Genomic DNA, 23,142 nt, shown 5'->3' with positions numbered 1-23,142 from the left:
GAAAAATGAAAGAAAACGAGGTGTTAGAAAACATGGAAAAGTTAACGAAACGCCAGCAAGACATTCTCGACTTTATTAAGCTAAAAGTACAAGAAAAAGGATATCCACCTTCCGTACGTGAAATTGGTCAAGCAGTCGGCCTCGCTTCTAGTTCTACAGTGCACGGACATTTATCACGATTAGAAGAAAAAGGATACATTCGACGCGATCCAACAAAACCACGTGCCATTGAAATTTTAGGTGAAGACCGAATGGATACGGAAACACAATCTGTTATTCAAGTTCCAATTGTCGGAAAAGTCACTGCTGGTTTACCAATTACAGCGGTCGAAAGCGTAGAAGAACATTTCCCACTTCCAGCTAGTATTGTTGCTGGAGCAGACCAAGTGTTCATGTTACGTATTTCTGGAGATAGTATGATTGAAGCTGGTATTTTCGATGGAGATTTAGTTGTTGTTCGCCAACAGCAGTCTGCATATAATGGTGAAATTGTAGTCGCTTTAACAGAGGATAACGAAGCAACAGTTAAACGTTTCTATAAAGAAAAAGACCATTTCCGTCTACAACCAGAAAACTCTTCATTAGAACCTATCATTTTAAAACAAGTGTCAGTTATCGGGAAAGTAATTGGCGTATATCGTGATTTACATTAAAAATAACAAAAAGAAGATAATTACCTTATTTATATACGGTAATTATCTTCTTTTTGTATTTTGATAGATTTCCATGCATTCTATTTCTTATTAACGAGTTTCAATCGTCACATCTCCCGCAGCCGTTTTACCGCTAATCTTTTTACTACCATTTCCAATTGTTACATTTTTATTTTCTTCATTAAAAATCGTTACATCTCCCGCAGCACTTTGCCCAGTAATTACCGCATCTTGTGGTTTTTCCGATAAAGTAATATCTATATCTCCCGCAGTTGAACTTGCTTCTAGATTATATTTAGAATCATGATCTTGAATATTTATTTCCCCACTTGTTGTTTTTGCGGTCACTTTCCCTAATACCTTCTTAAAGTTCACCTCACCAGCTTTTGTCGATCCCTCCACATTCTTAGCCGTTACTTGTTTCAACTCTACTTCTCCAGCAAGTGTTCTAACACTTACGCTATCACTTTTCACATCACTCATTTCGATTTGTCCAGCAGATGAATTTACTTTTACATCTTGGTAAGAGCGTTCGGGCACAAGTAGAGTCAATTTAGACGTTTGAAACCTAAAATCGTAAAAAGAAAAATCAAATGAAGCACCTTTTTCTCTTTCCCCAATAATTTTTAATGTGTCACCATCTTCTGCGATACGAATCTCTTGTTTACGTACATCTCCCGATTGCTTTACATAAAAAGAAGAGTCAGGAGATTTTTGAACAATAATATCCCCGGCATCTAACTTAACTTCTATATTTTTTAATGTTTTGTTTTTAATTACATTTTCTTTATCGCCTTTTTCAGCAGTTTGTACTGCTTTTTCATATGTTTGGGAAATTCCTATTACTCCAATAACGATACAAGCGATAGCGATTAAAAATAGTTTTTTCATCATTTACTCTCCTTTTATCATTTTGAAGTTCCATATTACATATCGTACACACAATCTCTTAAACCACTTTGTACTATAAAAAGCGATAATACATAACAATAAACCTACTCCAACAAACGTTATACTAACGAAAAGATCCAACCATATAAAAGTACCCATAAATACTTTTCCAATAACGAAAAGTGGTGTTACTACACTAGCAATACCACCTATCCAAAAAGAAAATATAAAAGCAATAATTGCGACTAACGGGCCTAACACAATAATAAAATTAAACAAACTAAGTCCAATCGCTGCCATAACAGCTCTTGTCACATTTGAAGTCGATGGATTTTTTTTCATTTCATCGAAGCGATACATCGCAAGTAATTCTTTCGCGATTACTTTCGGAGAACCAAGGCCCTGTATTATTTCCGATTCAGTTTTCCCCTCTTCTAGTCCAAACTGAAAGTGCTCTTCATAATCCAATAAAATATCTTGCCTCTCTTCCTCTGGTAACTTTCTAAGATAACTTGATAATTCTTTAAGAAACCCTTCTTTACTCATCCCATTCCACCCCTTCAATAATTTCTTGTACCCCTTTCGCAAAATCACGCCATTCTGTTACTAACAAATGAAATTGCGTCTCCCCTTGCTCTGTTAATTGATAATATTTACGAGGTGGCCCTTCCGTAGATTCCTTTAAATACGTTTGAAAATACCCTTCTTTCGTCAAACGACGTAATAAAGGGTATACTGATCCTTCCGATATTAAAAATTTATTAGAAATTTGCTGAACAAGTTCATAACCGTAACTATCTTTACGTTTTACAAGTGCTAATACACAAAGTTCAAGCACACCTTTTTTAAATTGAACGTTCAAGTGCCATCCTCCTTTCCTATCTTAGTACTGTTCAATACATGGTACCTGTTTTATCCATAATATACCACTTAGTATTGTTTATTGCAAGGTACTAAACTATATTTATTCCCTAAATTTAGAAAATGAACTAACAAAATTCTGAATAAAACTATGTTATAACTAAGCAGCATTCAAAGTTTCATTTCATTTACATTAATATTAGACTTCATTCACTCTTTCCTCTTGAAAAATCCACCACAACCTTATTCACTATAGCTAATGAGAAAAAGCCCCAATACTTATCGGTATTAGGGCTTTTTCTCATTAGCTATATATGAATCGAATTCCTATTTGAGAACCTGCATATGCGACAAATACTTTAATATTTTATTTCTCATCATCGTTCCCCAAGATTTTTCGCTTAACATCTGATAAATCCTTCGACAACGAACTAAATGCTTTTGCTTGTTCTTCAATGACCTGTTGATTTTTTTCAATAACTTTTTGATATTGTTCTTCGCGCTGTTCATTCTTTTTTTGCGTAGTAAACAGCATCCATACAAATAAAGCTGCGAATGCTCCTTGTTGAATCATTGAATTGAAGATTTGTTCTTCCATCGTTCTCATCTCCTTTTCAAAAATTAAAGAGAATCATACGAGTGATCCTACTCTCATATCCTTATCTCACATTAAAATGTTCTTCTTTTACCCATGTGTTTTGCCCAATATCGATATAACCATCTTTTCTTGCAAAAATCCCATATGGATAAGATCCATCCACATTTCCTTTATAATTTCCATTTGGACCATCATATGTGTTAATGCCATAACCTGCTGGATATTTTGAGTAAGCATGGAACCACTCTACTTCAAAGTGTTCTTCTTTCGCCCACGCTTCCCAACCTAGACATAACATATTTTCATTCCCACCATACCAAGCAGCATCTATAATTAAATATGGCATTTTTGTATTAATGACATGACCTGTGAACCAAGCATCTTTTCCAGGACCACTATATAAATTGATGCCCCATCCTTCTGGGTATTTAGACGTTGCAATTCCCAGCCCTTTTGGTTGTAGTGGTTTATTGTTATCTTCATTAAATGCTTTGTTTATCTTCTCAATGAATTGATCCACTCTTCCTTCATCGAGCATTCGATGTGGGCAATGCTTTCCACTCCACGATTTATGTGTACGTACATTACTAATCGGTATATTGAATTGTTTCATTAACTGAGCAATAACAATTGCTGCATTATCCTCCGCCTTGTAATATCTATCCCCACCGCTTAGAGAATAGCAAATTTCCACTCCGATAGATTTACGATTACCATTTCCGTTACCATCACCTGCATGCCAAGCATTACGATCAAACAGAATACCTTGTACTGCTTCTTTGTCATCTACTGCAACATGAAACGACACTGAATTATTATTCCCAATCATATACGATATCTCATTTTCTGCTGATGCATCATTGTACGTATTATGTACTGTGATGAATTCTGGTGTCATTGTATTGGGACACTTTATACCATATTTACTTGGATCCACTAATTTTTTTCTAATTTCCATTACTGATTATCTCCTTTTTTATTTTTTATCATTTAAAATTCCACTGAATTATTAAGTACATCTAGAAACTAAATCCTCAGACAGGCCATATTCTATATAATGGGTTATGGTCCTCACATTCAAAAAAAGAAAAAGAGCAACTTTTTACATCAGTTGCTCTTTCAAAAATCGCACTCTATATTCCGCCCAGCATTTTACAGATATTACTCTCATCTCAAGAGGTATGATAACAAGTTTTTTCATCCTACTTAATACATGCTGATTTAAAGATATTATCTTACATTAAAATGCTCTTCTTTTACCCATGTGTTTTGTCCAATATCAATGTAACCATCTTTTCTCGCAAAAACACCATATGGATAAGATCCATCCACATTTCCTTTATAATTTCCATTTGGACCATCATATGTGTTAATACCATAACCTGCTGGATATTTTGAGTAAGCATGGAACCACTGCACTTCAAAGTGTTCTTCTTTTGCCCAGGCTTCCCAACCTAGACATAACATATTTTCATTCCCGCCATACCAAGCAGCATCTATAATTAAATATGGCATTTTTGTATTAATGACATGACCTGTAAACCAAGCATCTTTTCCAGGACCACTATATAAATTGATGCCCCATCCTTCTGGGTATTTAGACGTTGCAATTCCCAGCCCTTTTGGTTGTAGCGGTTTATCAGAAGGTTCAGTTGTACCACCACCGTCTCCTTTTCCTAAGTAGTCTAATGGATTCACAGCATTACTCTTATTAATGTTCCAAGACCCTTTATGCAATTCAAAATGCAAGTGTTGACCACTAGAATCCCCTGTGTTCCCCATAACCCCAATAGTTTGTCCTTGTGTAACATAATCACCTTCTTTTACTGTTCGAGAGCCGCTACGCATATGGGCATATACTGTTTCCCATGTAACCCCATCAATAGTGTGCACAATCATAATACATTCACCATAACTGGATGAAATATAAGAACGACTAACTCGTCCGCTAGCTGCTGCATAAATTGGATGATAGCCCGATTCAGCAAGATCTATCCCATGATGATCTGGTCTGCTCCCCCGAAATCCACTTGTTACTCTCGTTGTATCTGTTGGATAAATAAATTTTGCCATAATAATCTTCCTTTCTATTCATACGTAATATAAAAAGGCACTTAAAAAAGCACCCTTTTATATTTTTTCTATATATTAAAATTTATAATTTAAAATCAAATAATAAAAAACTTTGTTATTACCTTACATTAAAATGTTCTTCTTTTACCCATGTGTTTTGTCCAATATCAATGTAACCATCTTTTCTCGCAAAAACACCATATGGATAAGATCCATCCACATTTCCTTTATAATTTCCATTTGGACCATCATATGTGTTAATACCATAACCTGCTGGATATTTTGAGTAAGCGTGGAACCACTGCACTTCAAAGTGTTCTTCTTTTGCCCAGGCTTCCCAACCTAAGCAAAGCATATTTTCATTCCCGCCATACCAAGCAGCATCTATAATTAAATATGGCATTTTTGTATTAATGACATGACCTGTAAACCAAGCATCTTTTCCAGGACCACTATATAAATTGATGCCCCATCCTTCTGGGTATTTAGACGTTGCAATTCCCAGTCCTTTTGGTTGTAACGGCTTATTGTCACCGCCACCAGTTCCTCCATCAAAATCTACATATTGTTTAACAATTTCAGAGTAGAAGAAATTCCCCCCGTTTTTATATCGATAACCACCATTGTAGGCAACAGCGATAGGGTTACTATATTTCACCATAGCACCGGTCGTATTTCCAAGTGATGGCGCAACAACCGTTTTAGAATACAGATCTGCCACCGGTAATGAATGCTGTTTATTGTTAGAAGCTAACCAGCGAAGGTAAGCTCGTCCAAAATTATACGATTGAACAATGGCACTTAAATCTGTAATGCCATTTTTCTTCGCATCATCAAAAGCACCCTTTAAATGCTTCACTCCGTAATAAATTGAATCTTTCGGGTTTTTAATTGTATTCATTGCCCATCCTTGTGATTCACTAGACTGCATAATATCAGGTGTCGTTTCAGAATTCCCTCCACTTTCCACCATAATAATTCCAAGCACGTAAGGAACTAACTCAGGTACACCTTGTGCAGAACATTCGCTTTCTACCATTGATTGCCAACGTAATACCTGTTGTGGCAAATTCTTTGTTTTGACTGAATCAGCTAATAAACTCATCATTAAACATCTCCTTATTTTTCTATTATTTTCGCCTGTAAAACTACTACTTTACTAAATATAACTAGAAGCTAAAGACCTATTAATCCATCAAATCACTTCATATTACTCACCTTCTTTCACAACAAAAAGAGCAACCATAAAAATAGTTGCTCTTTCGTCGAAATCTTATATTACTACTATAAATCACTTTTTCAATACTTTCTGTACACTACATGTATCCTACAAAAAGGTAACACTAAAATCCATCTAAAAACTTGACAATCTTCCTTATTTCAGCATGTTTTCGGCGTATATAGCCTGTACTATAATGTAATTCAAACGCAATTTGCTCTAAAGTCATTCCATCAACATATTTCATTTTAAGTATTTGATGATCCAGTCCTGTAAACTTATTAATCAAAAGCTTTAAATCATACTCTTCATTCATTTTATGAGCTAATTCATATTCAATTGCTTCAATCCGCCCTTCTACCTTAGCCCCTTCCGATTCAGCGGTTAATCTTACATTTTGCAAATCACCGCTAATCCAACGCTTCAATTCGGCTTTTGATTTATCTAAGTTGTATTCTAAATAAGCAATTTCTTCTTCTAACTTCTTATAATCTTTGAGCCATTCGAACACTTACTGATTCACCCACTTCCGTTCTTTTTACAAAGTCTCTTAATACTAATTTAATAGCATGAATATGCTTATTAGCCTTTTCAATCTTTATTACTTGTAAATCATCTAGCATTTTTTCTTATGACCTATATTTATTTAACACTTCTTGTAATCTCTCACGCTCTTCATCAGTAGACTGCACGGTTTTTCTTTCCTCTTCTAGATTTGTTGATTCATCATCTTTATATAACCAATCGGGTACAATCTCTTTTCTATTTGAATACTTCCTACCTGTCCCGTTATATTTCTTTTTCTTGCTCATTTCGAAACGTCTATCTAGTATGGCCACATCAACTAATGTTTTAACTTCTTGCTCCTTCCAATTCCTCAATATAGCCTTAATGTAGTTCCATCTTGGCGCATTCTCATCAACGGCTTTATTAATTGCATGCTGAATTAACTCCCCACTAAACAAATTACAAAAACTCCCCAACTCTGCAATTGCAATTTCACTTAACGGAATGCCCATCCCCTTAATAAAGTTACAACTTACTTTAACCCTCTCATTGATGAATACACGAGATTCTAATTTATCCATATCATCATTATTATTTCGTTTATTAGTATTTAGTCTATTAGTATTTAGTAGTTTCTGATTTTCCTCATATGGCTTTACCACATCTTGGTTTTCCATTTGTGGCATGTTCCTTTGTGGCGTTTCGTAAATTTCCGTATCCCACCTTGTAATTTTTTTCGTATTCCCATCACGAACAGGATAACGTTTTACATAACCTAATTCTTTTAATTCCTTAAAACCTGTACGGAGCGAATCTTCTCCATCCTTAGCATGTCGAGCTAATTCGCTAATATGAAAAGTCCAATCGTCTGGTAATGTAAGCGCATAGGCTAAGATTCCTTTCGCTTTCCATGACAACCTTTCATCTTTTAAACCAGTATTATTTATAACGGAATAATTACTATCTTTTTTCACTCGAATAATCCCCATACTAGCCACCTCATCAATTCTCAAAAACGGTATTCAATGTTATACTTATCTAGAGATATTTTTTCTTATAGAATCCGCTGCAACGGATTCTTTTCTTATGCATTCATCCAAAACAATCATGCTATCCATATCTATTTTCTTCTAAACCTCTCTTATTCCTCAAGTTCAACATCCACTTGGATTTCGATATTCATTGGAATTTCTTGTGTTATACGAATCACATTTTGACTCATTCCTTTTTGAATAAGCTTTCTAACCTGCTCTTTTGCATCTTCTTTTGTTTTAAATTCACTGACAGTTGGTAACCCTGCTAAACTGCTAGTAATTACTAAAATCTTTCTTTGCATGTTCTTTCCTCCTACTGAATGTCTGCCATATTTATTTGTGAGTTTTTAACTGTAATTTCTTCATTTAAAACAGTTGGAATTGAATATTCTTCATTAATCATTTGTATTGCTCTATCCAAATGATAACGTTTAATAGCTTTATAACTATTCACACCAAATTCCCGATGTAACTGACTATAAATATCTCTATATAACTTCCTTCTAAGACCGATATCCTGATAAGAATTTGAATTTTTACCTCCCAATAACATAACACCTAACCTTTTTACAGCCCTTGTTATCTCTTCACACTCGATAGCATAAAGCGGCGTATTTTCTCGCAAACCCTTCACCTCAGACTTTATCTCTTGTATCTCCTGAGTATGTCCTTCTAACGCAGCAAATGTTAACTTTAAAACCCCCATTGGATCCTTTGGCACATTTTGTTGATTTTGTATATATTGCTTCATTCGTTTGAACTCTTTCATAAATTTGATTTTCATTCCAACCGCTTCTCTACTGGTATATCCCATAACAAGTAACGTGAATGCTTCTTCTGTTAAATCATATTTAGGGATTCGCCTATTCTTTGAATTAAAATAAGTGGACTCGTGAAAATTTTCTCCTCCAAACTCTTCACCTACATATACAATTTGTTTTCGAACTTCCTTCAAAACGTCGAAGTGATTTTTTTTGAATATCTTCGCAATTATCAAACTATCCGTTACTACTTTGCCATTAACTTCAAATACTAATGAACTATGTACTGATGAGTCAATTAATTGCCCCATCCTCATCTCCTCCTCACTACTAATTTTGGACTATCTTTATTGCATTGAGATAATTTCGCACTACGCATAATTCTTTACTTTCTTTTTACAAATTAACTAGTTATCGGAATTTAAATTAAATACTTTGATATGAACCCTCTTATTAAATCATCATTCAATAATTCGATTATAGGGTTACATTTTAAGTAAATTTCCTCCGATTTCAATTCGCTTCATTTTCTTCAAATTCAAAAAGATATTCCAAACTATGTTCTGGAAAAAAAGTTTTCTTAATTTCAAAAGCTTCATCATAATAAAAACGAAATTTACCATTTATTTTGTCGCTCACTGTTGCGTGGCGAAGTTTCAGATGCGAAGAAATTTGTGTAATCATAATTCTTTTTCTCGCCATCTCTGCACGCAAATTCGGATACATTGACTCACCACCTGTTTTTTTGTACGATATTGCGTTCATTTCCATTTAAATATAAACTCAGTTTCGTATTTAGTCAACAAAAAAACGTATTTAAATACTCAATTTCGTATATTTTTCTATTTACTAACAATTTTAGTTAGGTTATGATATATACAGAAATACGCAATATCGTATACATTTTAATAAGAAAGATGGTGAAAGTAATGAAAAAAGCAGAGGTTGTAACACGCTTAATAAAAGAAGCTGGCTATAGCAAAAGAGCCTTCGCCGAAAAAATAGGTCTCCCCCCCACAACACTGCAATCCATGTTATCAAGAGGGATTGGTAAAGCGTCTGTTGATAATGTCATAAAAGTTTGTAAGGGATTAGGAATTACTACTGATGATTTAGAAAGACTCGCAACTCAAGAGGACAATACTGTTAAAGAAGAAGTTTCTATTTATGAAACCATCCAAAACGATCAATCAAACATTCTTCATATTCCTATCATTGGTTCTGTAGCAGCTGGTACACCAATATTCGCTGAAGAAAATATCGAAGGCTATTTACCCATGCTGAGTACATTTTTAAACAAACGTAAAAAGTATTTTTATCTTACTGTAAAAGGCACTAGCATGAATCTCGAATTCCCTGATGGTTCTTATGTTTTAGTAGAGGAAACTCCTTATGTTGAAAACGGACAAATTGCTGTTGTAAAAGTCAATGGTTATGATGCTACCGTGAAAAAGATTTCAAAATCCGGAAGCATCATTACTTTAATACCATTGAGTAATGACCCTATCCACGAACCAAAAACTTACGACCTTTCAGCTGAAGATGTAAAAATAATTGGTCGCGTTGTACAGGCAGTAAAGAATTATTAAGTTATAGCACAAGTGATTTAAAAAAGATAAAATCAATTCTTTTGAAAAGATTTTCTTAGTAACATGATTTAAAATAACCAAAAACAATCCATTATCTAGTAGTTAATATATCCAATAACTTCACTAAAAAAGCCCTGATACCGTAGTATCAAGGCTTTTTTAGTTCATAAATTATATAAAACTTACGTTTATCTGATAATGTTTTTCTATGATATCACTACTTGTTATTAATTATTGGCTTTTATGTGGCTATTTTTCATTTTGCAACCACATAAAATTGTAATAATAGGGAATTAAAAAACCCTTGATACGAGTTGTATCAAGGGTTCAAGCCTCTTAGTATAGAGACATGTATTGATCGCGTTCCCATTGGTGAACTTGTGTTCTAAAGATATCCCACTCAATCTCTTTCGCTTCGATGAAGTGCTCAAGTAAGTGTTCTCCTAGTGCACCGCATACTACTTCATTAGATTGTAATGTAACTAATGCTTGCGCTAATGTTGCTGGTAAGTCAACGATACCTGCTTCTTCGCGCTCTTCTTTTGTCATTACATAGATGTTACGATCTACTGCTGCTGGTGGAGTTAATTTGTTTTTAATTCCATCAAGACCTGCAGCTAATAATGTAGCCATTACTAAATATGGGTTTGCAGCTGGGTCAACACTACGCACTTCTACGCGTGTACTAATACCACGAGATGCAGGGATACGTACTAACGGACTACGGTTTTGTGCAGACCATGCTACGTAACAAGGCGCTTCATATCCAGGTACTAGACGTTTATATGAGTTTACAGTTGGGTTTGCTATCGCTGTAAATGCTGGTGCATGTTTTAAAATACCTGCGATGAAGTGACGAGCATCATCACTTAATTGTAAGTCACCGTTTGCATCAAAGAATACGTTCTCACCATTTTTAAATAATGATAAGTTACAGTGCATACCTGAACCGTTCACACCGTATAGTGGTTTTGGCATAAACGTTGCGTGTAAACCATGTTTACGAGCAATTGTTTTTACAACAAGTTTGAATGTTTGAATGTCATCACATGAGCGAATTGCATTTGCATATTTAAAGTCAATTTCGTGCTGTCCTGGAGCAACCTCATGGTGAGATGCTTCAATTTCAAATCCCATTTCTTCAAGTTCAAGAACGATATCACGACGACAGTTTTCCCCTAGATCCATCGGCGCAAGGTCGAAGTATCCACCGTTATCGTTTAGTTCTAATGTTGGATTTCCTTTTTCATCAACCTTAAATAGGAAGAATTCTGGCTCTGGTCCAAGATTGAAGTCTGAAAATCCTAAAGCTTCCATTTCTTTTAACACACGTTTTAAGTTGTTACGTGGGTCTCCATCAAATGGAGTGCCATCTGCATTGTAAATATCACAGATTAGTCGAGCTACTTTACCTTTTTCAGCTGTCCAAGGGAAAATTACCCAAGTGTCTAAATCAGGATATAAATACATATCAGACTCTTCAATACGTACGAAACCTTCAATCGAAGATCCATCAAACATCATTTTGTTATCAAGAGCTTTCGTTAATTGTCTCACTGGAATCTCTACGTTTTTAATTACCCCTAAAAGGTCCGTAAATTGTAAACGGATATACTTTACATTCTCTTCTTTCGCCAAACGGAAAATATCTTCTTTTGTGTATCTAGACATTATAAATTCCTCCTTAGTCCCTCTAATCGCCTTCAGAATCAGTTATCTTTAGTGAAAAAATCTTGAAATGTCACCTTGTCGCAATGAAGTTCGATTGAATCTACCTGTATGTTGTAGTTCATCTCGAAGTATTTTGCGAAGCTCAGTTTTTGAAATTTCTTTCGTTTCTTCTTTTACTTTCACTGCTTCTGTTTGATTTTCTTTCATTAGTAACACTTGTTTAATACCAGCCATATTCAGGCCTTGATCTAACAAATCTTTAATTTCTAACAACTTATCTACATCGTTAAATGAAAATAATCTACGATTCCCCTTTGTACGGGTTGGAGAAACAAGATTATGCTCTTCATAGTAGCGAATTTGACGTGCAGACAATTGTGTTAAATCCATAACAATACCAATAGGAAACAGCGGGGCAGAACGTCTATCTTCTTTCATTTTTCAGTTCCTCCTTCGCCTTAACTGCTTCTCATTTTATACCATGTTATGTTTAGTGTCAATAGATGTTAGCTTTTCTTACATGATTTTTTATAATTTTTTTATGAATTTTTTCATTCTTTTTTCTAATCGCATAAATCATTACTTTTATACGAAAAAAGCTGCCAAAATCGACAGCTTCCCATTAAGAAATTATTAATAAATTCTTTTCAATCAATTCGTCAATCGCAGAACAAATCGCAATTTTAACATGCGAATACGTTAAGCCACCTTGCACATACGCAACATACGGTGGTCTAATTGGACCATCAGCAGACAATTCAATACTTGCACCTTGAATAAACGTTCCCGCCGCCATGATTACATCATCTTCATAACCTGGCATATAGTTTGCATACGGAGTAAAATGCGAATTAATTGGAGATGCATATTGAATCGCTTGGCAGAAGGCAATCATACGATCTTTATCATCAAATTGAACCGATTGAATTAAGTCTGTTCTTGGCGCATTCCACGCTGGTGACGTGTTCATTCCTAACTTTTCTAAAAACGCAGCTGTAAAAATTGCACCTTTCAGCGCTTGTCCTGCAACATGTGGCGCTAAGAAGAACCCTTGATACATTTCTTGCAGACTGTATAAAGACGCTCCAGCTTCCGCACCAATTCCCGGAGACGTTAAACGATATGCACACGCTTCAACATACTGTTCTTTCCCGACAATATAACCACCAGTTTTAACAATTCCGCCGCCCGGGTTTTTAATAAGCGAACCCGCCATTAAATCTGCACCAACATGACATGGCTCTTGCTCTTCAATAAACTCGCCATAACAGTTATCTACAAACACAACAACATCAGGTTTAATTTCTTTAACAAACGCGATCATCTCTTTAATTTGAGAAATAGTAAACGATGGACGAGTAGCATAACCTTTCGAACGCTGAATACCGATCATTTTCGTATTATTATGAATCGCCGCTGCAACAGCCTCAAAATCAACAAGCCCAGCACTAGTTAGCGGAACTGCATTGTAACCGATATTATATTCTTTAAATGAACCTACACCTTTCCCACGTACACCAACAATTTCCTCTAACGTATCATACGGTTTCCCAGTGATATACAATAACTCATCTCCCGGGCGTAAAATACCAAATAACGCTGTAGAGATAGCGTGAGTACCTGAAATAATTTGCGGACGAACAAGTCCAGCTTCCGCCCCAAATACATCAGCATACACTTTTTCTAACGTATCACGGCCAATATCATCATAACCATAACCTGTTGTCGGGATAAAATGCGAGTCACTAATTTTATGTTTCCGAAAACTTTCTAATACACGAAACTGATTGCTTTCAATCACTTCATCCGCACGTTTATGTACTTCTGTAATCTGACTCTCTACTTCTTTTACAATTGGAGCAATTTTTTCTCCATTTTTCAAACGATCAAACATTTTTATTTTCTCCTTCTTCCACTAAAAATCTCTTTAATTGCACATTAAGCGATGAATGAGTAAAAATATACCCTGCACAATCATATACAAATTTATCTTCTAGAAACTCCATCTTTGCTAATAGAGTTTCCGTCTTTAAAAGCGTTAACAACTTACCTTCACTCGGAGGGATTTCCACTCGATAACAATCCATTTCTTTCTTCATCTTCGTTTCTATCGCTTCTTTTATACGCAATAAATCACTTTCTTCAAAAGCACTAGTCATTAAGAAATCACTTTTCGGAAACGGAATAAAGTTTTGATGTAATTCATCTTTTTTATTATATAACGTAATAATAGGAATATGGTTAATTTCAAGTTCTGATAATAATCGTTTTACTGTTTTTTCATGCCCTATGTAGTTAGGATCCGCGGAATCAACTACATGTAAAATGACATCTGCTTCCCCCGCTTCTTCCAGTGTCGAACGAAAAGCAGCGATTAATGAAGTGGGTAAATCTTGTATAAAACCAACAGTATCAGTTAGTAATACTATATAACCAGAAGGTAACGGCATCTTCCTCGTCGTTGGGTCTAATGTTGCAAACAGAAGGTTTTCTTCAAACGTATCAGCTTCCGTTAATCTATTAAACAGTGTCGATTTCCCTGCATTTGTATACCCTATTAACGAAACTTGAAATACTTTATTATCTTTTCTTCTCTCACGATATCTTTTTCGATGTTCCACAACAACTGCAAGTTGTTTCTTTATTTCATCAATACGGGATCGAATATGACGACGATCCGTCTCTAATTTCGTCTCACCTGGTCCTCTCGTTCCAATACCACCACCAAGACGCGATAAGGACAATCCTTGCCCCATAAGACGCGGCATTGTATATTGCAACTGAGCTAATTCTACTTGAAGCTTACCTTCCCTCGACTTCGCACGTTGCGCAAAAATATCCAGTATTAGTTGCGTTCGATCAATTACTCTCGCATTTAATACTGAGGATAAATTCCGAATTTGACTCGGCGTTAATTCATTATTAAATACAATAACATCCGGCTCTAATTCTTCAGTTAACATTGTAAGCTCTTCTAATTTCCCTTTACCTATGTAAGTTGCCGGATGAAACTTTGGTCGTTTTTGCGTTGTTGACACTAACAATTCTGCTCGTGCAGTCTTCGCTAGTGATGCAAGCTCTTTCATGGAATGCATAAATTTTTCATCATCATCTTGTGGCAATTGACAGCCTACTAATATGACTTTTTCTTTTTCTTCCATCAAATATGTTCACTCATCCTTTTCGAAATTTAAACCTTCTAATATAATAGCAGAGGAAGCACATTTCATCTAGTTAGCGGGGGAGAAAATTCATGGCATGGGAGATTTTTAGCATCATAGGCACAATCGCTTTCGCACTAAGCGGAGCCATTGTTGCAATGGAAGAGGATTATGATATTTTCGGGGTGTATATTTTAGGAATGGCAACCGCATTTGGGGGAGGTGCCCTTCGTAATTTATTAATCGGTTATCCGATTGTCGCGTTTTGGCAACAAGACATGTTATTCCAAATCGCACTTTTATCAATGACTATTATTTTTCTTTTTCCAAATAAGTTAATTAGACATTGGAAAAAGTGGGAAAATATCACTGACGCTATCGGCTTATCAGCATTTGCTGTACAAGGAGCATTATATGCCCAAAAATTAAATTTACCAATTAGCGCCACAATTGTAGCAGCTGTTTTAACTGGTATTGGCGGCGGTATCATTCGCGATCTTTTAGCCCGCAGGAAACCTCTCGTTCTTCGAGCTGAAGTATATGCCTTTTGGACAATTTTAGCAGGTTTTTTAATTGGCGCTCAAATTATTGTTAGCGATTGGGCTCTTTACATTTTATTCATTTTCATTGTTTGCTTCCGCATGGTTTCTATTCATTACAAATGGCATTTACCACACAGACGTATCGAAACGAAAGAACGTTCAATCCATAAATAGCAATCTAACCTCTTTACATATCGTAAAGAGGTTTTTCTTTTCTAACGATTTTTTCTTTATATAATGTTTATACTAATTTTTAAAGTGAGGTGAATACAAATGACAAACCACGTTAATAAAGGAGCTCAAAAAAGCTCAGTAAATCAATTTGGACACGATCCTAATTCAGCACACGAAAAGAGCGCTAAAATGGAACACTTCCATAAAGTACACCAAGAAAAAGAAAAAAAAGAGTAAACGAACTTATACACAAAAATCGACGCACAGTTTATGTACTGTGCGTCTCCTCTTCGAGCATCAAATCCATACTCGATATTCCAATTAAATCATTTTTATCATAGGCATCTTCTTGCAACAACCGCATCGCCTGTGTACGAATTGATTTTTCAACAATATTCCGTACATACCGCCCATTACTAAACGATGTAATTTGCGACGAATACTTTACAGCATGTAAATGATCCCTAAATTTCCATTCAGCCTCTTTCGATAACTGATATTCACGATCTTCATACATTCTTTTCCCAATTTCCAACAACTGATTTACCGAGTAATCCGCAAATTCAATAATAAATGGAAAACGAGATTGCAGCCCTGGATTTAATGAAAGAAAGTGATTCATCTCTCTTGAATATCCAGCTAAAATCAATACAAAACCATGTTGTTTATCTTCCATATGTTTTACAAGCGTATCAATTGCTTCTTTTCCAAAGTCCTTCTCTCCTCCTCGAGCTAAAGAATACGCCTCATCAATAAACAAAATACCTCCCATTGCTTTTTTTATTAAGTCTCTTGTTTTTTGAGCTGTATGGCCGATGTACTCTCCTACAAGATCAGCACGTTCAGCTTCAACCAAGTGGCCTTTCGATAGAATATTCATCTCAAACAGCAATTTCCCTATCATTCTAGCAACAGTTGTCTTCCCTGTACCTGGATTCCCTTTAAACAGCATATGAAGTACTTGCTTCTCTGACTTCAATCCCTTCTCTTGTCTTTTTTTATTCACATAAATCCAAGCATATATTTCTTTTATTATCTTTTTTATATCATCCATCCCAACAAGCTTCCCCATCTCTTCTTCAATTCTCTGCAGCATTTCATGTTTAATTGCAGTTTCATTTGAAATTACCGTTTTATTTTCTGCGGCTGGCAAAGAAATTTTCTTTCGATGGTTTAACACAATATTAATTTGATTGTTGTTTTTCTTTCGCATCGATTGTTCCATACAATCACCTCATTTTATCCACTCACCAAATATTATTATTCCTGTCCCCCTTGTAAATGCCTATTTTCAGAAAAGTTTGCTATAATATAAGAAATAATTAAGGTGGTGGGACTATGGAGACAACGGAATTCCATGATACAATACAAGCCTTTTCTATTTTTTTATTGAATAAAGGCCGAAAACCCTCAACTATTAAACGTTATGTTTATGACGTTGAAGACTTCGGACATTGGTTAGAAAAAAACAAAAAGCTCCCTTCCAGTAATATATGGGCTACACTTTGTACAAAAGACTACGAAGATTACTTTTCCGATTTAAAAACGAATCGACATTACTCAGAAAAAACGATGCATCGTGTATTTATTGTACTAAATAGAATGCATCATTTTCTAAACATTCCTAATCCATTGAAAAATATGGAGATATCTATTCAACCAGACCGTACACTTCGTAACGAAGATTTCATTTCACCTGATGAAGAAAAAAGGTTAAAGTATATAGTCACTTCATTAGAAGGACTTTCAGAAAAACAACTTCCTGTGCGCCCCTTATTAATGGATCGCAATATTGCTATTTTAAATCTATTGATTGACTACGGTTTATCCTTACAGGAACTTACAGCATTAACAATGCATCACGTTCACTTTGAAACTAACACATTATCAATCCCAGCAACCGCAGGTGTAGAAAGAACAATTACATTAGCAAAAGAAGACAAAAAACAACTATATAATTATTACAAAAGCATCCCGGAACCAGTTCGTCCTAAATACCATAGTGATGATCCATTATTTGTCGCATTCGATTTTAACCGTGGAACATACAGGTGGGTATATGAAAATGATGCACCAAAGGCATTAACGGAAATTGCTATACAAAAAATGATTCGCCTCGAAGTGGCTAGAGCCAATTTACGTAAAGGAATTTCAGGACAACATTTTCGTAACACCTATATTTTAAACTTAATAAAAAAAGAAACTCCTGAATCAGAAATTATAAAACTCGCTGGATTCAAATCAAAAATTTCATTAAAGCGATATTATCAATACGCAGAAAATAGAAAAAACGCCTTATTGTAAGGCGTTTTTTCTATTTTTTCTTTAAACAAACGATTTTACTATGACCATTTAACTAATTTCTGCATCTACTATGATGAGTTTCGTTCACATTTTCGTGAGAAAGGAGAGATTTAATGTCTCGTTATAACGACAATCAAAACAAATTCTCCAAACCATGCTTTCCAAGTAGCGCCGGACGAATCCCAAATACTCCATCAATCCCAATTACTAAAGCTCAACTTAGAACATTTCGTGCGATTATTATTGATTTAACAAAAATAATCCCAACACTTTTCGCAAATCCATCTCCCCAAAATATTGAAGATCTAATCGATACATTGAACCTACTGAGTAAATTTATTTGTTCACTAGACGCTACTTCCTCCCTGAAAGCACAAGGGTTAGCTATCATTAAAAACTTAATAACTATATTAAGAAATCCAACCTTTGTAGCAAGCGCTGTATTTATTGAGCTTCAAAATCTCATTAACTATTTACTATACATTACAAAATTATTCCGAATTGACCCTTGCACACTTCAAGAGCTCCTTAAATTAATAGCAGCATTACAAACTGCTCTAGTTAATTCCGCTTCGTTTATTCAAGGACCTACCGGACCTACTGGACCAGCAGGCGCTACTGGTGCTACCGGTGCCACTGGACCTCGAGGTAACACGGGCGCTACCGGCGCTACTGGACCTCAAGGTAACACGGGTGCTACTGGTGCTACCGGTGCCACTGGACCTCGAGGTAACACGGGCGCTACCGGCGCTACTGGACCTCAAGGTAACACAGGTGCTACTGGTGCTACCGGCGCCACTGGGCCTCGAGGTAACACGGGCGCTACCGGCGCTACTGGACCTCAAGGTAACACGGGTGCTACTGGTGCTACCGGCGCCACTGGGCCTCGAGGTAACACGGGCGCTACTGGTGCTACCGGACCTCAAGGTAACACGGGTGCTACTGGTGCTACCGGCGCCACTGGGCCTCGAGGTAACACGGGCGCTACCGGCGCTACTGGACCTCAGGGTAACACGGGTGCTACCGGTGCCACTGGGCCTCGAGGTAACACAGGTGCTACTGGTGCTACCGGACCTCAAGGTAACACGGGTGCTACCGGTGCCACTGGGCCTCGAGGTAACACGGGTGCTACCGGCGCTACTGGACCTCAAGGTGTTCAAGGTAACACGGGCGCTACTGGTGCTACTGGACCTCAAGGTAACACGGGTGCTACCGGTGCCACTGGCGCTACTGGTATAGGAGTTACCGGACCTACCGGACCTTCTGGCGGGCCTCCTGGACCTACTGGACCTCAGGGACCTCAAGGTAACACGGGTGCTACTGGCGCTACTGGACCTCAAGGTGCTCAAGGACCTGCTGGTGCTACCGGTGCCACTGGACCTCAAGGTGTTCAAGGTAACACGGGTGCTACCGGCGCTACTGGACCTCAAGGTGTTCAAGGTAACACGGGTGCTACCGGTGCTACTGGACCTCAAGGCGTTCAAGGTAACACGGGTGCTACTGGACCTCAAGGTGCTCAAGGTAACACGGGTGCTACTGGCGCTACTGGACCTCAAGGTGTTCAAGGTAACACGGGTGCTACTGGCGCTACTGGACCTCAAGGTGCTCAAGGTAACACGGGTGCTACCGGCGCTACTGGACCTCAAGGTAACACGGGTGCTACCGGCGCTACTGGACCTCAAGGTGTTCAAGGTAACACGGGTGCTACCGGCGCTACTGGACCTCAAGGTGTTCAAGGTAACACGGGTGCTACCGGCGCTACTGGACCTCAAGGTGCTCAAGGTAACACGGGTGCTACCGGCGCTACTGGACCTCAAGGTGTTCAAGGTAACACGGGTGCTACCGGCGCTACTGGACCTCAAGGTGTTCAAGGTAACACGGGTGCTACCGGCGCTACTGGACCTCAAGGTGTTCAAGGTAACACGGGTGCTACCGGCGCTACTGGACCTCAAGGTGTTCAAGGTAACACGGGTGCTACTGGACCTCAAGGTGCTCAAGGTAACACGGGTGCTACTGGTGCCACTGGACCTCAAGGTGTTCAAGGTAACACGGGTGCTACTGGACCTCAAGGTGTTCAAGGTAACACGGGTGCTACTGGTGCCACTGGACCTCAAGGTGTTCAAGGTAACACGGGTGCTACTGGTGCTACCGGTGCTACTGGACCTCAAGGTGTTCAAGGTAACACGGGCGCTACTGGTGCTACTGGACCTCAAGGTGTTCAAGGTAACACGGGTGCCACGGGTGCTACTGGTGCCACTGGACCTCAAGGTGTTCAAGGTAACACGGGTGCTACCGGCGCTACTGGACCTCAAGGTGTTCAAGGTAACACGGGTGCCACGGGTGCTACTGGTGCCACTGGACCTCAAGGTGTTCAAGGTAACACGGGTGCTACCGGTGCCACTGGACCTCAAGGCGTTCAAGGTAACACGGGTGCTACCGGCGCTACTGGACCTCAAGGTGTTCAAGGTAACACGGGTGCTACCGGCGCTACTGGACCTCAAGGTGTTCAAGGTAACACGGGCGCTACTGGTGCTACTGGACCTCAAGGTGTTCAAGGTAACACGGGTGCTACTGGTGCTACTGGACCTCAAGGTGTTCAAGGTAACACGGGTGCTACCGGCGCTACTGGACCTCAAGGTGTTCAAGGTAACACGGGTGCTACCGGCGCTACTGGACCTCAAGGTGTTCAAGGTAACACGGGTGCTACTGGACCTCAAGGTGCTCAAGGTAACACGGGTGCTACTGGTGCCACTGGACCTCAAGGTGTTCAAGGTAACACGGGTGCTACCGGCGCTACTGGACCTCAAGGCGTTCAAGGTAACACGGGTGCTACTGGACCTCAGGGTGTTCAAGGTAACACGGGCGCTACCGGACCTCAAGGCATTCAAGGACCAACGGGTGCTACCGGCGCTACTGGCATAGGAGTTACTGGACCTACTGGACCTTCTGGTGGACCTACCGGACCTACTGGGCCAACTGGACCTAGCTTCCCTATAGCAACAATTGTTGTAACAAACAATATTCAGCAAACAGTACTGCAATTTAATAACTTTATTTTTAGTACTGCAATTAACGTAAACAATATTATCTTCAACGGCACAGATACAGTTACTGTTATTAACGGTGGTATTTATGTAATTAGCGTATCCATTTCTACAACTGCGCCAGGATGCGCTCCACTCGGAGTAGGCATTTCAATTAATGGAGCAGTCGCAACTGATAATTTCTCTTCAAATTTAATAGGCGACTCACTTTCATTTACTACAATCGAAACATTAGCAGCTGGTGCAAGAATTTCTGTCCAATCTACTCTTAATGAGATTACAATCCCTGCGACAGGAAATACTAATATCCGCCTTACTGTATTTAGAATCGCTTAAATTTCATCATATATTGTTTATGACAAATAAAAAAAGAGCGAGGAAACTCGCTCTTTTTTGTTATGTACAATAATTCATTACTATTCTAATTCAATTGAAACATTTTTTTGTGGTACAAATGTAGAAATTGCATGTTTATAAATAAGCTGCTGCTTACCTTCTGTTTCCAGCAGGACTGTAAAATTATCAAATCCTTTAATTAATCCACGAAGCTGGAAACCATTTAATAAGTACAGCGTAACAAACGTATTTTCTTTACGGAGTTGATTTAAAAACTGATCTTGAATATTGATTGATTGCTTCATGTCGAATCCTCCTCTTTTTCTCTACTTACTATTATTCGACTTTACTTGTAACTTTCCTTCTATGTATCGTAAAATTTCTGACGTTTTTTCACCGTCTGTAACATCAAACCACGTGACATCCATTTTATTACGGAACCACGTTAATTGACGTTTTGCATAACGACGCGAATTCGTCTTTAATTGTGACACCGCATCTTCTAAAGAGGCTCGATTCTCAAAATAATCATAGATTTCTTTATATCCAATCGCTTGAATAGATTGACAATCTCGTATCCCTCTATTATACAGCCCTTCTACTTCCTCTAATAGGCCTTGTTCCATCATCAAATCCACTCGTAAGTTAATGCGATCGTATAGCATTTCTCGATCCATTGTCAAGCCAATTAATGAAACATCATAGAGTAACTCTTTTTCTTGTTTCTCAATTTGGTCACTCATTTTTTCACCCGTCATGTGGAAAATTTCTAACGCCCGAATGACACGTCGTGCATTATTTGCATGAATACGCTCCGCACTTTCTGGATCTACTTCTTGCAATTTTTTATGTACATATTCCACACCGCGTTCTAAAGCTAACTTTTCCATTTGCTCTCGGTATATCACATCACCAGCATCATCTGTAAACTGATAATCGAATAAAACAGATTGTATATAAAGACCGGTCCCACCAACTATAATTGGTAATTTACCACGTTCTGTAATTTCTCGAATATGCTTGCGAACACGTTCTTGAAATTCCGCGACAGAAAATGAATCTTCCGGATTTTTTATATCGATCATATAATGTGGAATTCCGTCCATCTCTGCTTTTGTTACCTTTGCAGTTCCAATATCCATCGTTCGATAGATCTGCATGGAATCACCACTAATAATTTCACCGTTCAACGCTTTGGCAAGATCGATACTTAACTTCGTCTTTCCAACAGCAGTTGGTCCAATGATGACAGCAACTTTTTCACGTTGCACTTCTCCCATATCATTCAACTCTCTTTATGTAATATACTCCATCTATTGATTATACCCAATCTTACCAATTTTAACGGCATGATTGCAAGTTCTTTCATTTCGGTACATGAAATTACACAGAAAAAAGAACATAGTTTGTCCAATTCTGCATATACATGATAAAAATAGTTTCGAGAGGATGAGTTAACTATGAAACAATCCACCATCAATTTTTCATCTTTGACAAAAGACCTCATTTTAGCCACTTCTACAAAAGAACAAAATTGTTCACAAGAGGAATTATACTTCGCCCTAAATTGTTTACTACGGGCTTTTCATTCTACTCTCCATGAAACAACATTACATCCAGAAAATAAAAATACAGAATATATACAAACGCAATTTTGCAGTGCATATAAAATTATCACAGGTAAAACTATTTATCCATTTCAATAATCCATAAAAAGCGGCTGC

General features: G+C 37.6%; 26 protein-coding genes. 7 read left to right on the top strand and 19 right to left on the bottom strand.

Features of this window, described 5'->3' with window-relative positions; genetic code table 11:
- Nucleotides 1-32 precede the first annotated feature (32 nt).
- A complete protein-coding gene (gene lexA, locus MKY38_RS03865) occupies nt 33-653 on the top strand; it encodes a transcriptional repressor LexA (protein WP_000413738.1) in 621 nt (206 codons plus the stop codon).
- Nucleotides 654-743: 90 nt separating this feature from the next.
- On the opposite strand, the gene MKY38_RS03860 is transcribed toward lexA, so the two are convergent.
- The 12 genes from MKY38_RS03860 to MKY38_RS03805 all read right to left on the bottom strand — a co-directional run bounded on the left by MKY38_RS03860 (nt 744) and on the right by MKY38_RS03805 (nt 9,323).
- A complete protein-coding gene (locus tag MKY38_RS03860; protein WP_006920048.1) occupies nt 744-1,547 on the bottom strand; it encodes a DUF4097 family beta strand repeat-containing protein in 804 nt (267 codons plus the stop codon).
- Nucleotides 1,548-2,090, bottom strand: a complete 543-nt coding sequence (locus MKY38_RS03855) for a DUF1700 domain-containing protein (protein WP_000031384.1) — start codon at nt 2,088-2,090, stop codon at nt 1,548-1,550.
- Complete coding sequence (locus tag MKY38_RS03850; protein WP_001102628.1) at nt 2,083-2,406, bottom strand: PadR family transcriptional regulator; 324 nt, start codon at nt 2,404-2,406, stop codon at nt 2,083-2,085. Before MKY38_RS03850 ends, MKY38_RS03855 begins: the two co-directional genes overlap by 8 nt.
- Before the next feature lie 366 nt (nt 2,407-2,772).
- Nucleotides 2,773-3,003 carry a BhlA/UviB family holin-like peptide gene (locus MKY38_RS03845; RefSeq protein ID WP_000392444.1) on the bottom strand — a complete coding sequence of 77 codons (231 nt, stop codon included), beginning with the start codon at nt 3,001-3,003 and terminating at the stop codon, nt 2,773-2,775.
- A gap of 61 nt (nt 3,004-3,064) precedes the next feature.
- On the bottom strand, nt 3,065-3,961 hold the full coding sequence (locus MKY38_RS03840; protein WP_016123244.1) for a peptidoglycan recognition protein family protein: 897 nt from the start codon (nt 3,959-3,961) through the stop codon (nt 3,065-3,067).
- A gap of 272 nt (nt 3,962-4,233) precedes the next feature.
- Complete coding sequence (locus MKY38_RS03835) at nt 4,234-5,076, bottom strand: M23 family metallopeptidase (protein WP_006920050.1); 843 nt, start codon at nt 5,074-5,076, stop codon at nt 4,234-4,236.
- A 118-nt stretch (nt 5,077-5,194) separates the two neighbouring features.
- Nucleotides 5,195-6,181, bottom strand: a complete 987-nt coding sequence (locus MKY38_RS03830; protein ID WP_242320602.1) for a lysozyme family protein — start codon at nt 6,179-6,181, stop codon at nt 5,195-5,197.
- A 238-nt stretch (nt 6,182-6,419) separates the two neighbouring features.
- Nucleotides 6,420-6,806 carry a DUF1492 domain-containing protein gene (locus tag MKY38_RS03825; protein ID WP_000464425.1) on the bottom strand — a complete coding sequence of 129 codons (387 nt, stop codon included), beginning with the start codon at nt 6,804-6,806 and terminating at the stop codon, nt 6,420-6,422.
- Between the two features lie 118 nt (nt 6,807-6,924).
- Nucleotides 6,925-7,791, bottom strand: a complete 867-nt coding sequence (locus tag MKY38_RS03820) for a DnaD domain protein (RefSeq protein ID WP_033696536.1) — start codon at nt 7,789-7,791, stop codon at nt 6,925-6,927.
- A gap of 152 nt (nt 7,792-7,943) precedes the next feature.
- Complete coding sequence (locus MKY38_RS03815) at nt 7,944-8,138, bottom strand: hypothetical protein (RefSeq protein ID WP_001189065.1); 195 nt, start codon at nt 8,136-8,138, stop codon at nt 7,944-7,946.
- Nucleotides 8,139-8,149: 11 nt separating this feature from the next.
- On the bottom strand, nt 8,150-8,908 hold the full coding sequence (locus tag MKY38_RS03810; protein ID WP_006920058.1) for a phage regulatory protein: 759 nt from the start codon (nt 8,906-8,908) through the stop codon (nt 8,150-8,152).
- A 202-nt stretch (nt 8,909-9,110) separates the two neighbouring features.
- Nucleotides 9,111-9,323, bottom strand: coding sequence for a hypothetical protein (locus tag MKY38_RS03805; RefSeq protein ID WP_000283431.1), 213 nt, complete (start codon nt 9,321-9,323; stop codon nt 9,111-9,113).
- Nucleotides 9,324-9,526: 203 nt separating this feature from the next.
- Between MKY38_RS03805 and MKY38_RS03800 the strand changes: the two genes are divergently transcribed.
- Complete coding sequence (locus MKY38_RS03800; RefSeq protein WP_033692152.1) at nt 9,527-10,186, top strand: LexA family protein; 660 nt, start codon at nt 9,527-9,529, stop codon at nt 10,184-10,186.
- Nucleotides 10,187-10,522: 336 nt separating this feature from the next.
- On the opposite strand, the gene glnA is transcribed toward MKY38_RS03800, so the two are convergent.
- The 4 genes from glnA to hflX form a co-directional block, all read right to left on the bottom strand.
- The gene (gene glnA, locus MKY38_RS03795) at nt 10,523-11,857 is read right to left on the bottom strand and encodes a type I glutamate--ammonia ligase (RefSeq protein WP_000092763.1); all 1,335 of its coding nucleotides are present in this window, start codon (nt 11,855-11,857) and stop codon (nt 10,523-10,525) included.
- Between the two features lie 48 nt (nt 11,858-11,905).
- The gene (glnR, locus tag MKY38_RS03790) at nt 11,906-12,295 is read right to left on the bottom strand and encodes a transcriptional repressor GlnR (RefSeq protein WP_000656783.1); all 390 of its coding nucleotides are present in this window, start codon (nt 12,293-12,295) and stop codon (nt 11,906-11,908) included.
- A 184-nt stretch (nt 12,296-12,479) separates the two neighbouring features.
- Nucleotides 12,480-13,751 (bottom strand): methionine gamma-lyase family protein, encoded by a 1,272-nt coding sequence (locus MKY38_RS03785; protein WP_000460304.1) that lies wholly within the window; start codon nt 13,749-13,751, stop codon nt 12,480-12,482.
- A complete protein-coding gene (gene hflX / locus MKY38_RS03780) occupies nt 13,744-15,018 on the bottom strand; it encodes a GTPase HflX (protein ID WP_141402315.1) in 1,275 nt (424 codons plus the stop codon). The genes MKY38_RS03785 and hflX overlap by 8 nt, the downstream gene beginning before the upstream one ends.
- A gap of 92 nt (nt 15,019-15,110) precedes the next feature.
- Between hflX and MKY38_RS03775 the strand changes: the two genes are divergently transcribed.
- Nucleotides 15,111-15,734 carry a trimeric intracellular cation channel family protein gene (locus tag MKY38_RS03775; RefSeq protein WP_341048106.1) on the top strand — a complete coding sequence of 208 codons (624 nt, stop codon included), beginning with the start codon at nt 15,111-15,113 and terminating at the stop codon, nt 15,732-15,734.
- Nucleotides 15,735-15,833: 99 nt separating this feature from the next.
- Nucleotides 15,834-15,971, top strand: coding sequence for a hypothetical protein (locus MKY38_RS03770; RefSeq protein WP_000181503.1), 138 nt, complete (start codon nt 15,834-15,836; stop codon nt 15,969-15,971).
- A gap of 31 nt (nt 15,972-16,002) precedes the next feature.
- Here MKY38_RS03770 and spoVK read toward each other — a convergent pair whose 3' ends face one another.
- Nucleotides 16,003-16,959, bottom strand: coding sequence for a stage V sporulation protein K (gene spoVK, locus MKY38_RS03765; protein WP_000438174.1), 957 nt, complete (start codon nt 16,957-16,959; stop codon nt 16,003-16,005).
- Between the two features lie 113 nt (nt 16,960-17,072).
- Here spoVK and MKY38_RS03760 point away from each other — a divergent pair, with 113 nt between their 5' ends.
- Together MKY38_RS03760 and MKY38_RS29240 are read left to right on the top strand one after the other, a co-directional pair.
- Nucleotides 17,073-18,038 (top strand): tyrosine-type recombinase/integrase, encoded by a 966-nt coding sequence (locus tag MKY38_RS03760; RefSeq protein ID WP_000450326.1) that lies wholly within the window; start codon nt 17,073-17,075, stop codon nt 18,036-18,038.
- Nucleotides 18,039-18,151: 113 nt separating this feature from the next.
- Nucleotides 18,152-21,418: a Gly-Xaa-Xaa repeat protein gene (locus tag MKY38_RS29240; protein WP_445286067.1), complete on the top strand. Its 3,267-nt coding sequence runs from the start codon at nt 18,152-18,154 to the stop codon at nt 21,416-21,418.
- 80 nt (nt 21,419-21,498) lie between these two features.
- Here the strand turns inward: MKY38_RS29240 and hfq are convergent, their stop codons facing one another.
- Both hfq and miaA read right to left on the bottom strand, forming a co-directional pair.
- Complete coding sequence (gene hfq / locus MKY38_RS03745) at nt 21,499-21,723, bottom strand: RNA chaperone Hfq (protein WP_000813896.1); 225 nt, start codon at nt 21,721-21,723, stop codon at nt 21,499-21,501.
- A gap of 21 nt (nt 21,724-21,744) precedes the next feature.
- A complete protein-coding gene (gene miaA / locus MKY38_RS03740; RefSeq protein ID WP_006922262.1) occupies nt 21,745-22,698 on the bottom strand; it encodes a tRNA (adenosine(37)-N6)-dimethylallyltransferase MiaA in 954 nt (317 codons plus the stop codon).
- A gap of 180 nt (nt 22,699-22,878) precedes the next feature.
- Between miaA and MKY38_RS03735 the strand changes: the two genes are divergently transcribed.
- Nucleotides 22,879-23,124, top strand: a complete 246-nt coding sequence (locus MKY38_RS03735; RefSeq protein WP_000814429.1) for a hypothetical protein — start codon at nt 22,879-22,881, stop codon at nt 23,122-23,124.
- Nucleotides 23,125-23,142 lie beyond the last annotated feature (18 nt).

This window comes from Bacillus sp. FSL R5-0585 (assembly GCF_038004545.1).
GTDB classification, from domain to species: Bacteria; Bacillota; Bacilli; order Bacillales; family Bacillaceae_G; genus Bacillus_A; species Bacillus_A cereus.
Note: the sequence above shows the minus strand (reverse complement) of the source record. Positions and strands in the feature narration are given on the sequence as shown.